The sequence below is a fragment of the Mucilaginibacter sp. NFX135 genome (assembly GCF_048565145.1).
Classification (GTDB): Bacteria; Bacteroidota; Bacteroidia; order Sphingobacteriales; family Sphingobacteriaceae; genus Mucilaginibacter.
Genome location: NZ_CP183412.1, coordinates 2,996,871 through 3,011,255, shown reverse-complemented (window position 1 = coordinate 3,011,255; position 14,385 = coordinate 2,996,871). Strand labels below are relative to the sequence as shown.

Annotated in this window: 9 protein-coding genes; 7 read left to right on the top strand and 2 right to left on the bottom strand. The window is 44.8% G+C overall.

Annotated elements, in window-relative coordinates:
• Positions 1-88 precede the first annotated feature (88 nt).
• Entirely contained in the window at positions 89-1,567 is a 1,479-nt protein-coding gene (locus ACNURT_RS12880; protein ID WP_419702090.1) for a glutamate synthase subunit beta, read from the bottom strand.
• Between the two features lie 6 nt (positions 1,568-1,573).
• Positions 1,574-6,091, bottom strand: coding sequence for a glutamate synthase large subunit (gene gltB / locus ACNURT_RS12875; RefSeq protein WP_370994328.1), 4,518 nt, complete (start codon positions 6,089-6,091; stop codon positions 1,574-1,576).
• 508 nt (positions 6,092-6,599) lie between these two features.
• On the opposite strand from gltB, the gene ACNURT_RS12870 reads away from it, so the two are divergent.
• The 7 genes from ACNURT_RS12870 to hisH all read left to right on the top strand — a co-directional run bounded on the left by ACNURT_RS12870 (position 6,600) and on the right by hisH (position 14,380).
• A complete protein-coding gene (locus ACNURT_RS12870) occupies positions 6,600-7,091 on the top strand; it encodes a D-glycero-alpha-D-manno-heptose-1,7-bisphosphate 7-phosphatase (RefSeq protein WP_419702089.1) in 492 nt (163 codons plus the stop codon).
• Between the two features lie 207 nt (positions 7,092-7,298).
• A complete protein-coding gene (locus ACNURT_RS12865; protein ID WP_419702088.1) occupies positions 7,299-8,813 on the top strand; it encodes a hypothetical protein in 1,515 nt (504 codons plus the stop codon).
• Between the two features lie 312 nt (positions 8,814-9,125).
• Positions 9,126-9,977 carry an ATP phosphoribosyltransferase gene (gene hisG, locus ACNURT_RS12860; RefSeq protein WP_419702087.1) on the top strand — a complete coding sequence of 284 codons (852 nt, stop codon included), beginning with the start codon at positions 9,126-9,128 and terminating at the stop codon, positions 9,975-9,977.
• 118 nt (positions 9,978-10,095) lie between these two features.
• Positions 10,096-11,382, top strand: a complete 1,287-nt coding sequence (gene hisD / locus ACNURT_RS12855) for a histidinol dehydrogenase (RefSeq protein ID WP_419702086.1) — start codon at positions 10,096-10,098, stop codon at positions 11,380-11,382.
• A gap of 116 nt (positions 11,383-11,498) precedes the next feature.
• Positions 11,499-12,560, top strand: coding sequence for a histidinol-phosphate transaminase (gene hisC / locus ACNURT_RS12850; protein WP_419702085.1), 1,062 nt, complete (start codon positions 11,499-11,501; stop codon positions 12,558-12,560).
• A complete protein-coding gene (gene hisB / locus ACNURT_RS12845; RefSeq protein WP_419702084.1) occupies positions 12,557-13,693 on the top strand; it encodes a bifunctional histidinol-phosphatase/imidazoleglycerol-phosphate dehydratase HisB in 1,137 nt (378 codons plus the stop codon). Before hisC ends, hisB begins: the two co-directional genes overlap by 4 nt.
• 36 nt (positions 13,694-13,729) lie before the next feature.
• The gene (gene hisH, locus ACNURT_RS12840; protein WP_419702083.1) at positions 13,730-14,380 is read left to right on the top strand and encodes an imidazole glycerol phosphate synthase subunit HisH; all 651 of its coding nucleotides are present in this window, start codon (positions 13,730-13,732) and stop codon (positions 14,378-14,380) included.
• Positions 14,381-14,385: the final 5 nt, after the last annotated feature.

Genomic DNA, 14,385 nt, shown 5'->3' with positions numbered 1-14,385 from the left:
AAGAAACTTCAATAACCAAAAAAGCCGGGTCTTTTTCAGGAGCCCGGCTTTTGGATTTGGATTTATAATTCAAATTAGAACACGCTAATTAAAATACTTGGTCAAACTGGTTAACAGCGTCTTTGCTTTCGAGCACAGAGTGGCCCATCAAAAACTCATCAACCTTGCGGGCGGTTTCCCGGCCCTCAGATATAGCCCATACCACCAGCGATTGTCCGCGGCGCATATCACCTGCGGTAAATACTTTGCTTACATTGGTACGGTAAACACCTTCTTTTGCTTTTACGTTTTTACGCTCATCAAGCTCTACACTTAACTGTTGGATCAGACCCTCATGCTGCGGGTGTAAAAAGCCCATAGCCAGGAACACACGCTGACAAGGTATTTCGCGCTCAGATCCTTCAACGATATTGAATTTTACCGGGCGACCCAGAAAATCCTGCTCCCACTCAACGTCAACTACCTTAAGCGCTCTCAGGTTACCTTCTTCGTCGCCTAAAAACTCCAGTGTATTTACACCCCAGAAACGCTCAGCGCCTTCTTCGTGCGAGCTGGTAGTTTTCATGATCATAGGGTAAGTTGGCCATGGCATGTGCTTGGTGCGTTGCTCAGGTGGTTGAAACATCACCTCAAACTGTTTGATAGAGCTTGCACCCTGGCGGTTTGATGTACCCACGCAATCAGAACCGGTATCACCACCGCCAATCACTACCACATCTTTACCGTTCACCAGAATATCTTCGCCCTTAACCTGGATGTCGCTCACCCGCTTATTTTGCTGTTTCAAAAAATCCATCGCAAAGTGGATACCTTTTAGCTCACGGCCCGGGATGTTGAGGTTACGTGGTATGGTTGAACCACCTGCCAAAACAACGGCATCGTTATTACGTACCAGTTCATCGGCAGCTACGTTAACACCAACCTCGCTGTTTAATTTAAATACCACGCCATCTTTTTCCATCACCTCGATACGACGCTCTACCACCCATTTTTCCAGTTTAAAATCGGGGATGCCGTAGCGTAACAAGCCTCCTGGTTTATCATCCCGTTCGTAAACGGTAACCGCGTGTCCTGCTTTTGTTAACTGAGCAGCAGCAGCCAGTCCTGCCGGACCTGAACCTACTACAGCTACCTTTTTACCGGTTTTAACCAATGGTGCGGTTTGTTTTACCAGGTTTTTCTGGTAAGCGATCTCAATAATATGTTTCTCAATTTCCTCAATAGCAACAGCGGGTTTATTGATGCCCAACACACATGCCGACTCACATGGAGCGGGGCATATGCGACCTGTAAACTCGGGGAAGTTATTGGTTGACGATAAAATATGGTAAGCCTCTTCCCAGTTTTTACGATACACCGCATCGTTAAACTCCGGAATGATGTTTCCCAGCGGGCATCCCGAATGGCAAAACGGAATACCGCAATTCATACACCTGGCCGATTGCTGGTTCAGCTTTTCGTCTGTATATAAATTAACAAACTCTTTATAGTTCTTTACGCGTTCAGCAGCGGGAACCTTGGTTGGTAATTCCCTGTTAAACTCCTGAAATCCTGTTGGTTTTCCCATTGAAATTTAGCCTATTGTTTGATATTGTAATTTCTCTATTGCTTTTTTATACTCTTTTGGATATACCTTCACAAATTGTGTAGATGCCAGTGCCCAGTCTTTCAGTATCTGCTGTGCCAGCTTACTGCCGGTTAGGCTAATGTGCTTGCGTAACAGTGTCTGTATCTGCTCGGTATCCTGTAACGATAGCGGATCAAGATCAACCATCTCGGTGTTACAGTTTTCGGCAAAAGTACCTTCGGGATTGTATACCCAGGCTAATCCGCCGCTCATGCCAGCCGCGAAATTGCGGCCTGTTTGTCCCAGTATCAGTGCACGGCCACCGGTCATGTATTCGCAACCGTGATCGCCTATACCCTCAACAACTGTAGTAGCACCAGAGTTGCGCACCGCGAAACGCTCACCTGCCATACCGCCTATAAATAATTCGCCGGATGTAGCGCCATACAGGGCCACGTTACCAATGATGATATTGTCTTTTGGTACAAAGGTGGCATTGGCTGCCGGGTAAATAGCCAGCTGTGCGCCTGATAAACCTTTACCTACATAATCATTGGCCTCGCCTTCCAGCTCAAAGGATAAACCTTTGGTGGCAAACGCGCCAAAACTTTGTCCGGCCGAGCCTTTGAATTTATAGTTGATAGTATTGTCTGGTAATCCTGCCGATCCATATTTTTTAGATACCTCGTTTGATAACAAAGTACCAATGGTACGGTTAACGTTGATCACGTCGAACGACGCGAACACCGGGGTTTTATCTTCTAAAGCAGCTTTTGCGCTTTCTACCAGTTTCCAGTCCAGTATATCGGCCATGCCATGATCCTGGCTTTCGCTATTATACAAGGTCATACCTTTGGTATTGGTTACCGGGTGCAGGATGCCGGATAGATCGATCTTTTTAGCTTTCCAGTTATCCAGGTGGTCTTTTACTTTCAGGAACTGAACACGGCCAACCATTTCATGAATGGTACGGAAGCCAAGTTCGGCCATGATCTCACGTAATTCCTCAGCCATAAAGCGGAACAGGTTAACCACATGCTCAGGCTTGCCCGAGAATAGTTTTCTCAGTTCAGGATCCTGAGTAGCCACACCTACCGGGCAGGTGTTCAGGTGGCATTTACGCATCATGATACAGCCGCCGGCAACAAGGGCAGCGGTAGCCACACCCCATTCTTCGGCACCCATCAGGGCGGCAATAGCCAAATCCCTGCCGGTTTTTAACTGGCCGTCTGTTTGCAGTACCACACGGCTGCGCAGTTTGTTGCGTACCAGTGTTTGGTGAGCCTCGGTTAAACCAAGTTCCCATGGTAAACCCGCGTGTTTTACAGAGCTTATAGGTGATGCGCCTGTACCGCCATCATATCCGGCAATCAGGATCACATCGGCATGTGCTTTGGCAACACCCGCTGCAATAGTACCAACACCGGCTTTTGAAACCAGTTTTACGTTGATACGCGCGGCACGGTTAGCATTCTTTAAGTCGAATATCAACTGGGCCAGATCCTCGATAGAATAAATATCGTGGTGCGGCGGCGGCGATATCAAACCAACACCCGGTGTAGAGTGACGGGTTTTAGCGATCCAGTCATCAACTTTATGACCAGGTAATTGCCCGCCTTCGCCCGGTTTTGCACCCTGGGCCATTTTTATCTGTAGCTCATCGGCGTTGGTCAAATAGTTGGAAGTTACTCCAAAACGTGCCGAAGCGATCTGTTTGATGGCCGAACGCATAGAATCGCCATTTGGCAATACTTCGTAGCGCATTTCGTCCTCACCACCTTCGCCGGTATTACTTTTACCACCAATGCGGTTCATGGCGATAGCCATAGTGCTGTGCGCCTCGTGCGAGATAGAGCCGAATGACATGGCGCCTGTAGCAAAGCGTTTCATGATGTTTTCGGCCGGTTCAACCTCATCAATGCTGATAGCTTCACGGTGATGGGCAAAATCAAGCAGACCACGTATGGTGAAATGCTTTTCGGTTTGCTCGTTGATTTCCTTAGCGTACTTTTTATATACCTCGTAATCATTGGTACGGGTAGCGTGCTGTAATAAGTGTACCGTTGTTGGGTTAAATAAGTGTGCTTCACCACGGCGTTTCCACTGATAGATACCACCTTCGGGCAGTAAATTATCAGCCGCTTTGGCGCTAAAGCCGATACGATGTTTGCAAAGCGCTTCGCGGGCAATTTCATCCAGGCCTAAGCCGCCTATACGGGTAACTGCACCAGAAAAATAACGGTCGACAACCGACTTGTTTAAACCTAATATTTCAAACACCTGCGATCCGTGGTATGATTGCAAGGTAGAGATCCCCATTTTAGAGAAGATCTTCAGCAAGCCATCATTTACAGATTTTACATAATTCTTTTGCAGGTATTTGATATCCAGACTGGTTTCCAGGCTACCATTGTTTTTAATAGTTTCAATGGTTGATAGGGCCAGGTATGGATTAATAGCAGTTGCACCAAAGGCCAGCAAGCAGGCAAAATGGTGTACTTCCCAGGCATCGCCGGTTTCTACAACCAAACCTACCGCGCCACGGCGACCAATTTTAACCAAATGATGGTGAACAGCAGATACCGCCAGTAATGATGGTATAGGCGCATGTTCAGAATCAACAGCACGATCTGACAGGATCAATACCTCAAAACCGTCATCAACCGCGTCCTCGGCATAACGGCAAAGCCTGGCTATACCTTTTTCCAGCGAACCCGGCATGCCATCGGCATTAAAATAAGTTTGGAGGGTTTTAGCATGGAACAGGCCGGTATCAATACTGCGCAGTTTCTCTAACTGGTGATTTTTTAATATCGGGTGTTTTAACACTACACAATGGCAGTGCATTTTATCTTCATCCAACAAATTACCGTTGTTACCAATGAAGGTAGCCAAACTCATTACCAATCGCTCTCGGATAGGATCTATCGGCGGATTGGTAACCTGGGCAAAAAATTGTTTAAAATAGCTCGACAGGTGCTGTGGCTTGTCAGACAGGATAGCCAATGGCACATCCGTCCCCATTGAACCTACGGGCTCTTTACCATCAATCGCCATCGGTTTAATGATGGTGTCGATGTCCTCGCGGCTGTAGCCAAACACCTGCTGGTAGCGGAACACCGCCGGTTCAGACAATGGCGCAAATGCCAGGCGTGGTTCGGCCAGTTCGCTCAGGTTTATTTTATAGTTCTCCAACCAGCGGCCATAAGGCTGCTGTGAGGCAATTTGTTGTTTAATTTCTTCGTCGGTAATAATGCGGGCCTGCTCAGTATCGATCAGCAACATTTTGCCTGGCTGTAAACGGCCTTTACGCAATACGGTGCTCTCGTCGATAGCTAAAGTACCGGCTTCGGAAGCGGCAATTACACGGCCATCATTGGTGATCACATAACGCAGCGGGCGCAAACCATTACGGTCAAGCACAGCGCCAACCAGTTTACCATCGGTAAAGCTGATAGCGGCAGGGCCATCCCATGGCTCCATTAAGGTAGCATGGTATTCGTAAAATGCTTTTTTAATCGGGTCCATTTGTTCGTTGCCATCCCATGCTTCGGGGATCAGCATCATCATTACATGTGGTAATGAACGGCCAGAGTGCAACAGGATCTCGATGATATTATCCAGACAGGCAGAGTCAGACTGGTTATTATCGATCACCGGCATGATCATTTCCATTTCTTCGGCGCTAAAATAAGTCGAAGCATAAGATTTTAAACCGGAGTAAAACCAGTTTAAGTTACCGGTAAGGGTATTGATCTCGCCGTTATGGGCAATCAGGCGGAAAGGTTGCGCCAGTTTCCATGACGGGAAAGTATTGGTTGAGAAACGCGAGTGGATCATGGCAAAGCCAGACGCGATACGCGGATCGTTCAGGTCTGAATAGTATTTACGCAGCTGAAAGGTAGTCACCATACCCTTGTAAACAAGGGTTTTGCATGATAGTGAGGTGAAATAAAAATATTCCGGAGCTCCGGGTACCGTTTCGGTAATGGTTTTATAAATATACCTTCTTAATACAAACAGTTTACGTTCAAAATCATCGGCATTGGTAATATGATTGGGCCTGCCAATAAATATTTGTTCCACATCCGGTTCAGAATGACGGGCGGTTTCGCCCACTGCCATGGAGTTAACGGTTACTTTGCGATAACCTAAGGCATGCATGCCTAATTTTTCAATAGCATTGGTAATTACCTTACGGCAGGCTTTCTTTTGTGCCGAATCTTTCGGAAAAAATATCATCCCCACACCATACTCACCCGGCTCAGGCAGGCTGATCTCCAGGTTTGAGCATTCTTCCATCAAAAATTCATGTGGTAATTGTATCAGTATACCTGCGCCGTCGCCGGTTTCAGGATCGCATCCGCAAGCACCACGGTGTTCCATGTTCTCCAACATAGTTAGCGCATCGTCAATGATCTGGTATGATTTATGACCGTTAATATTGGTTATAAATCCTGTTCCGCAGGAGTCGTGTTCAAATTCTGGCCGGTAAAGGCCCTGGTTGCTCTCAGTTTGATTCATCGTAAAATTTAAACCAGTTTTATAAAAAGGGTGTAACTACGAAATTACTAAATACTACATAAATTATAAAATTATCGGTTATTTTTTAAAATATCTAAAAAATCCATTACCGAAGTAATGTTTATTTAACAAATCGGTAACAAAAAATACAGAATATTATGATTTAGAAAATGAAACGCTTAGTTTTCTTATTTAGAATCGATATAAAGTTGCACAAACAAAGCAATATTCAATTATAGCAACGGTAATTATTATTATAACAGAATTAAATTTTGTGTAATTTATCTATGTATTCTATAGGGTAACGCCTAATTTAACGTAGTGTATTATTTACATTAAGGTATCATTTCTAATTATCGCTTCGGCACCAGCGTTGTAGACTCAACCCGTCTACGCTTCGCTGGACGACCGAGCGTGGCTACAGGTGGGTGAGTTGACGCCGATTAAAGATACACCTGGCTTTCAACCTAAATTTTAGAATTGTAACTTCGCGAAAAATTTAAAACTGATGCCAGCAAAAAATAAAGCCGTTTTTTTAGATCGTGATGGGGTACTTAACCAGGAAATGGGCGACTATGTGCGCCGCCTGGAGGATTTTCATATCCTCGACAATTTTGAAGCCCTGAAAACCCTGCAGGATCGCGGTTACCTGTTACTGGTGGCTACCAACCAGGGTGGCCTGGCCAAAGGTTGGTATACCGAAGAGGAATTGGCTAAAATGCACGCTCTGCTGAAACAAACCTACCACGAACACGGTGTAGAGATAACCGACTTTTTTTATTGCCCGCACCACCCCCTGTTTACCGGAGATTGTGATTGCCGCAAACCAAAACCGGGCCTATTATTACAAGGCATTGCCAAATATGATATCGATCCGGCAAAGTCATACTTCATTGGTGACCGTGAGCGCGATGTAGAAGCCGGAACCGCAGCAGGCGTTAAAGGTATATTAATAAACAGCGACCAGCCGATAAGTACAGTATTGGATTTAATTGATTAAATAATTAATCAAAGATGTCATAAAAAATAAAACGCGTCATTGCGAGCATAGCGTGGCAATCCCCAATTAGCAGGGCAAATATGCAAAGTCGCTCTGTAGAGTTAGGGATTGCCACGCTATGCTCGCAATGACGTGTTATGAAATGTATTTTTTTAAAACATTTTCGCTCTGTACAACTTTTATCCCTATTAACCAGTAAAACATCACATGCAACTAAACCGCTACTTAAAAAATTACGATACTTTTATAGCCGCGCTCCTTGGTTTTTTTGCCGTGCGTATATTTTGCAGTTATAGTGGTATAGGGATCTCGCCCGATTCGATCATGTACGTGAGCGCCGCCCGGAGTTTGAATACCAACGGCACGTTGCAAACCTTTAACCACCTGCCTATAGTTGATTTCCCGGTGTTTTACCCTATTTTCCTGGGTTGCATCAAATTCATCACCCGTACTGATCCGGTTATTTTCGGCTCGGTATTGAACGGGTTGATGTTTGCTACCCTAATATATATGAGCGGCTGGATCATGCACCGCTTTGTACCCACATCGCGGGTTTATAAATGGTTAATACTGGTGGCTATTGTACTGAGCCCGGCGCTTTTACAAGTATACTCCTATTTATGGTCAGAGACCTTGTTTATTTTCGAAACGCTTTTGTTTCTCGTCGCTTTCCGGCAATATCTTTTAAAACATACCCTTAAACCCTTATTAGTAGCTGCTATTATCGCAGCTATAAGTTGCATTACCCGTTATGCCGCGGTTACTATTGTAGGTACGGGTGGCTTATTGTTACTGCTTGATAGGGTACTGCCGCTCAAAAAGAAGATCGTACATATTATTATATACGGCTTTGTTTGCATATCGCTGCTGGTAAGCAACCTGCTGTTCAACGCGTTTATGTCGGGTACTACAACCGGGCCGCGTGAGCCTTCTATCACCCCGTTTGGCAAAAACCTGTATTATTTTGGTACCGTGATGTGCGACTGGATGGGCTTTACTCCTAACCAATACTACCTGGCTACCCCCATTGCTACAGTGATGTTATTGGGCTTTATAGCGGCGCTGGCCTATAATTACTATCGCCGCAGATTGGACAGTTTTGAAAACCTGGCCATTACCTTTGCTCTGGTTTATGGTTTGTTCATCATTATTTCCTCTACCTTTTCTCGTTATGAACGCATCAATCACCGTTTACTGGCGCCTATTTTTATACCAGCGCTTTGGGGTTATACCAGTTGGGGACTATTGATCCTGAAAAAGATCAGTAATATCACAACCCGCCGCATAGTAGCCGCCGCATTTATAGTGATGATGCTGGGCTTTGTAACCAAGGAGTTTTTTATAGATAAACAACGCTACAGCGAGCAGATAGCCGATGATTACGGTGTGCCCGGCTATACTTCTGACGATTGGCTGGAATCGCCCTTTGCAGCTTATTTGAAGCATATTGATAAAAGTATGTTTAAGCCCAAGGTTACCATTTATACCGATGCGCATGAAGCTGTTTATTTCTTCTCGGGCATGTCGTCATACCTGGTGCCGCACCGGTTCTTCAAAAAAGATATAGCCAGTTTCTATAAAAAGAAACATTTTTACCTCATCTGGTTCAACGTACTCGAAAATCCCGAGCTGATCAACTTAAAAGATATCCAAAAAGTAAAATCATTGAAGCTGATCAAGGATTTTGGCGAAGAGGGTGGTATTTATGAATGTAGTGAATAATTCGGATTTCGGATGTTCGATTTCGGATTTACCAAATGGATATTTTAGATCTATCCCTTTCAAAATCCTAAAATAAATCCGAAATCGAACATCCGAAATCCGAAATCAAAAAAACATTTTGATTTAAAAAACATCTGTCTATATTTGCGGCAGCTAATCTATAGTTTTACTATATAAAAATGAACGGTATCGCACTACATCATCTTCATCTGCATCACCACCATGTGGTGATCAGCTAATATGTATGTTTCTACGCGAAATAACAACCTCCGTTTATACTCTTTTTTATCATAGTTTCTTAAATTCAATCTTTTGAAAACACTTAAAATAGCGATCCAGAAATCTGGTCGGCTCAACGAAAAATCTGTTGAATTACTAAAAAATTGCGGCTTAAATTTCGAAAATTACAAAAGCTCGCTTATCTCCCCCGTTTCCAACTTCCCTTTAGAGATCCTTTTTTTGCGCGATGATGACATTCCCGAATATGTTCAGGATGGCATTGCAGATCTGGGTATTGTAGGCGAAAACGTGATACAGGAAACCGAAGTTGAGGTAAGCTACCTGCAACGTTTAGGCTTTGGCAAATGCTCGCTAAAAATAGCCGTACCCAATAACAACGATATTCAAAATCTGAGCGACCTGAACGGTAAAGCCATCGCTACCACCTACCCGGTTATTTTAGGTAAATTCCTGAAACAGCAAGGTATCCAATCAGATATCCGTACTATTTCGGGTTCTGTGGAGATTTCTCCGGGCCTGGGCCTGAGCGATGCGATCTGCGATTTGGTTTCGACAGGCGGTACGCTAAAAAGCAACGGATTGAAACCATTTGCCGATGTAATGTCGTCAGAGGCGGTATTGATCGGCTGTAAAACTATAGAAGACAACCACCTGGTACAGGAATTGATCCAGCGGATTCAGTCTGTTTTACGCGCCAAAGAAACTAAGTACGTGGTACTTAACGTTCATGTAGGTAACCTTGAAGCAGTAACCGCTTTATTACCAGGCGTAAAAAGCCCATCGGTAGTAAACCTGGCCGAACCGGAATGGGTTGCGGTACACACCGTAATCCCTGAGCGCGATTTCTGGGACAGGATAAGTCAGCTGAAACAAGCCGGCGCCCAGGGCATTGTAGTCATGCCGATTGAGAAGATAATTTTATAGTTAGTGTGCAGTTTCAGTTGGCAGATAGCGGTTGGCAGTTGGCATTATTCTTAATGTTAATTGTAAACTGATAGCTGCTAACTAAAAGAAAACTGCCAACTGAAAACTGCAAACCGAAATGAAGACATATAATTATTCAGATTTAAGTAGCACCGATATTCAGAAACTTGTTCAGCGCAATGTTGATCCGGCTAATGAGATCCGCACTATTGTTGAGGAGGTTATCGATAACGTGCAGCAACATGGCGACCGTGCCCTGTATGATTATGCCCGCAAATTCGACAAGGTTGAATTAAGCAACCTATACCTTGACAAAACCGATCTGGAAGAACTGGCCGGATCGGTATCTGCCGAGCAAAAATCCGCGTTGGAAACCGCCTATAACAATATCTATAAATTCCATCGCACACAGGTAAAAACCGAAGATAAAGTAGAGACCATGCCCGGCGTTACCTGCTGGCGCGAGTTAAGACCGATTGAAAAAGTTGGCCTGTACATCCCTGGCGGAACAGCCGTTTTGCCAAGCACTTTTTTAATGTTGGGTATCCCTGCACGCATAGCAGGCTGTCATGAAATTGTGGTGTGTTCGCCGCCGCAAAAAAACGGCAAGGTGAATGCTTTTATAGCCTATGTGGCCTTGCTATTGGGTATCGATAAAATATACCTGGCCGGTGGTTCACAGGCTATTGCAGCCATGGCCTACGGAACCGAAAGCATGACTAAAGTTGATAAGATATTTGGCCCTGGAAATCAGTTTGTTACCAAAGCAAAAACTATCATCCAGTCGACCACCACAACCGCTATTGATATGCCTGCTGGCCCATCAGAAGTATTGGTTATTGCCGATGAAACCGCTATCCCGGCTTACATTGCTGCCGACCTTTTGGCGCAGGCCGAACATGGTATCGACAGCCAATCGGTATTGGTATGTACCTCTGCTAAAATAGCGCAGGAAACCCTGGCCGAAGTGGAGAAACAGCTACCTACTCTGCCACGTGCCGAGATAGCTAAACTGGCCATAGATAACTCCTACATCGTGGTTACTTCCAATCTGGAGCAAGCTATGGATTTCAGTAATCAGTACGCACCGGAGCATTTGATACTGGCTACCGAAAGGTGGAAAGAGATCACTGGTTACATCATTAACGCAGGCTCGGTATTCCTGGGTAATTTAACTCCTGAGAGTGCAGGCGATTATGCCTCAGGCACCAACCATACCCTGCCAACCAGCAGCTATGCCCGGGCCTATTCAGGTGTATCCGTTGACTCTTTTGTCAAAAAGATCACTTTCCAGCATATCACCCGTGAAGGGATTAACAACATAGGTCCAACGGTGCAAACGCTGGCCGAATTAGAGGGCTTGCATGCACATGCTAATGCAGTATCAATAAGGAATAAAAATTAAAATATAATTAAAGAACAGCGTTTCTCTATCAAATATGTCATTGCGAGGAGGAACGACGAAGCAATCTCATCGTATACATAGACGCGAGGAGATTGCCACGCTACGCTCGCAATGACATGATTAATATTACAATGTATAACATCAACAATATACTCCGCGAAAACATCAAAAACCTAACTCCCTACTCTTCCGCACGTGACGAGTACCAGGGTGAGGCCAGTGTTTTTCTGGATGCTAATGAAAACGCGTTCGGGTCGCCGTTGAACCAGCAGTTTAACCGCTATCCTGATCCATTGCAATACCAGTTAAAAAAACGCATCACCGAAATTAAAGGGGTACCGCCCCGCAATATTTTTGTAGGCAACGGCAGCGATGAAGCTATCGACATCCTTTTTCGCAGTTTCTGCAATCCGGGTGTTGATAATGTGATCATCGTGCCCCCTACTTATGGCATGTACCAGGTATCGGCCAATATCAATGATGTGGAGGCCCGCAAGGTTTTGCTTACCCAAGATTACCAGCTTAACCTGGAAGGCATTGCCGAAGCTATCGATGAGCACACCAAACTCATCTTTATTTGCTCGCCCAATAACCCAACCGGCAACTCCATTAACCGTGCGGATGTGGAAACCCTGCTGGCCAATTTTAACGGACTGGTGATTGTTGATGAAGCTTATATCAATTTCAGTCGCCAGAAAACTTTTATACAGGAGCTGACCGAATATGCCAACCTGGTGGTTTTACAAACCCTGTCAAAAGCCTGGGGATTAGCTGGTTTACGCGTGGGCATGGCCTTTGCCAGCGAAGAGATCATTGAGGTAATGAACAAAGTAAAACCACCTTATAATGTGAACGAAGCCTCTCAGCAACTGGCTTTGGAAGCGCTGGCCAATATCGATCAGATCAATAGCTGGATCAAGGAAACACTGTTACAGCGCGACAGACTGGTGCTTGAACTTAAAAACTTTGATTTTGTACTGGATATTTATCCATCCGATGCTAACTTTATCCTTGTGAAAACAACCGATGCCAACCGTATCTACGACTACCTGGTAAGCAAAGGCATCATTATACGCAACCGCTCCAAAGTGGAGCTTTGCGAAGGCTGCCTGCGCATTACCGTGGGTACGCCTGATGAAAACACTACACTACTTCAAACGCTACAAAACTTTAAATGAAACGGAAAATATTGTTTGTTGACCGCGACGGTACACTGATCAAAGAACCTGCCGATGAGCAGATAGACTCTTTTGAAAAGCTGGAGTTTTACCCCGGCGCGTTAACTTATCTGCCCAAAATTGCCAAGGAGCTTGATTTTGAACTGGTGATGATCACCAATCAGGATGGTTTGGGTACAGCTTCTTACCCGGAAGATACCTTTTGGCCGGTGCATAATTTCATCCTGAAAACATTTGAGGCCGAAGGGGTAAAGTTTGATAACATTGTGATCGACCGTACCTTCCCTGCCGAAAAGGCGCCAACACGCAAGCCGGGTACAGCCTTGCTTACTCCATATTTTGATACCGAAAAGTATGATCTGCCAGGTTCATTTACCATCGGCGACCGTAAAAACGATGTGCTGCTGGCCCGTAATTTAGGGGCAAAGGCCATCTGGATCAATAATGAATCGGGTTTAGGTGGCGCTGAGTTTACCGAAGCCGACCATATCGGCGATACCATTGCCCTGGAAACAACCGACTGGCAAAAGATCTACGAGTTTCTGAAACTGGGCCAGCGTGTAGTTGAACACCGCCGTGCTACTAAAGAAACCGACATCTATATCAAAATAAACCTGGATGGTACCGGCGAAGCCAAAGTATCAACCGGTCTGCATTTTTTTGATCACATGCTGGATCAAATAGCCCGCCACGGCAGCATCGACCTGGAAGTAATAGCCAAAGGTGATCTGCATATTGACGAGCATCATACCATTGAAGATACCGGCATAGCTTTAGGCGAGGTTTTTGCGGAAGCTTTAGGTAATAAAAAAGGTATTGAACGTTACGGTTTTTGTCTGCCTATGGACGATTGTCTGGCACAGGCAGCCATTGATTTTGGTGGCCGTAACTGGATAGTTTGGGAAGCAGAATTTAACCGCGAAAAAGTGGGCGATGTACCAACAGAAATGTTTTATCATTTCTTCAAATCGTTCTCAGACGCGGCCAAATGCAATCTGAACGTAAAAGCGGAAGGGCAAAACGAACATCACAAAATTGAGGCTATATTTAAAGTCTTTGCCAAGGCAATAAAAATGGCCGTAAAGCGTGATGTAGATAAGATGGTTTTACCAAGTACTAAAGGGGTACTATAACCCCCCCGCCCCCTGAAGGGGGAGTAAGTAAACAATATGCAAACTAACGATCAAAATACAGCCGCTACTTCAAAAGCTCCCCCTTTAGGGAGCGGGGGGGTCGGCATTATTTTATACGGCGCTGGCAATATATTTTCTTTAACGGCGGCTTTGGAGCGGCTGGGCATTCCTTATGGCTTTATCAATAGCCAGGAGGATTTTGAAAAGTTCGACCGTTATATTATTCCCGGAGTTGGTCACGCAGGCGCGGCTATGGACAAACTGGAGAAAACCGGCTTGGTTCCAGCTATTAAAGCGCTTAAAAAGCCTACTTTGGGCATTTGCGTAGGGATGCAGCTGCTTACTTCCTACTCCGAAGAAGGCGATTCTGATCTGTTAAATATCTTCCCGATCAAAACCCTAAAGTTTCAGGATAGTTCTGAATATAAGGTACCTCATACAGGCTGGAACCAGGTGTATCCTGAAAAAGACAACCCTTTATTTAAAAATATACCGTCAGGTTCACATTTTTACTTTGTACATTCATACTTTATTGAGTATGACAAAACATATACTTTACTATCAGCAAATTACAGCACCGAATTTTCGGCATCAATTTGGCATGATAATTTTTACGGCGTACAATTTCACCCCGAAAAATCTGGGGTATACGGCGAAACGCTATTAACTAATTTTTCAAAACTATAAAAGAC

Coding starts and splice junctions, on each gene's coding strand:
- hisC (WP_419702085.1), top strand. CDS start 11,499: ATGATTAATATTACAATGTATAACATCAACAATATACTCCGCGAAAAC.
- hisH (WP_419702083.1), top strand. CDS start 13,730: ATGCAAACTAACGATCAAAATACAGCCGCTACTTCAAAAGCTCCCCCT.
- hisD (WP_419702086.1), top strand. CDS start 10,096: ATGAAGACATATAATTATTCAGATTTAAGTAGCACCGATATTCAGAAA.
- ACNURT_RS12880 (WP_419702090.1), bottom strand. CDS start 1,567: ATGGGAAAACCAACAGGATTTCAGGAGTTTAACAGGGAATTACCAACC.
- ACNURT_RS12870 (WP_419702089.1), top strand. CDS start 6,600: ATGCCAGCAAAAAATAAAGCCGTTTTTTTAGATCGTGATGGGGTACTT.
- ACNURT_RS12865 (WP_419702088.1), top strand. CDS start 7,299: ATGCAACTAAACCGCTACTTAAAAAATTACGATACTTTTATAGCCGCG.
- hisB (WP_419702084.1), top strand. CDS start 12,557: ATGAAACGGAAAATATTGTTTGTTGACCGCGACGGTACACTGATCAAA.
- gltB (WP_370994328.1), bottom strand. CDS start 6,091: ATGAATCAAACTGAGAGCAACCAGGGCCTTTACCGGCCAGAATTTGAA.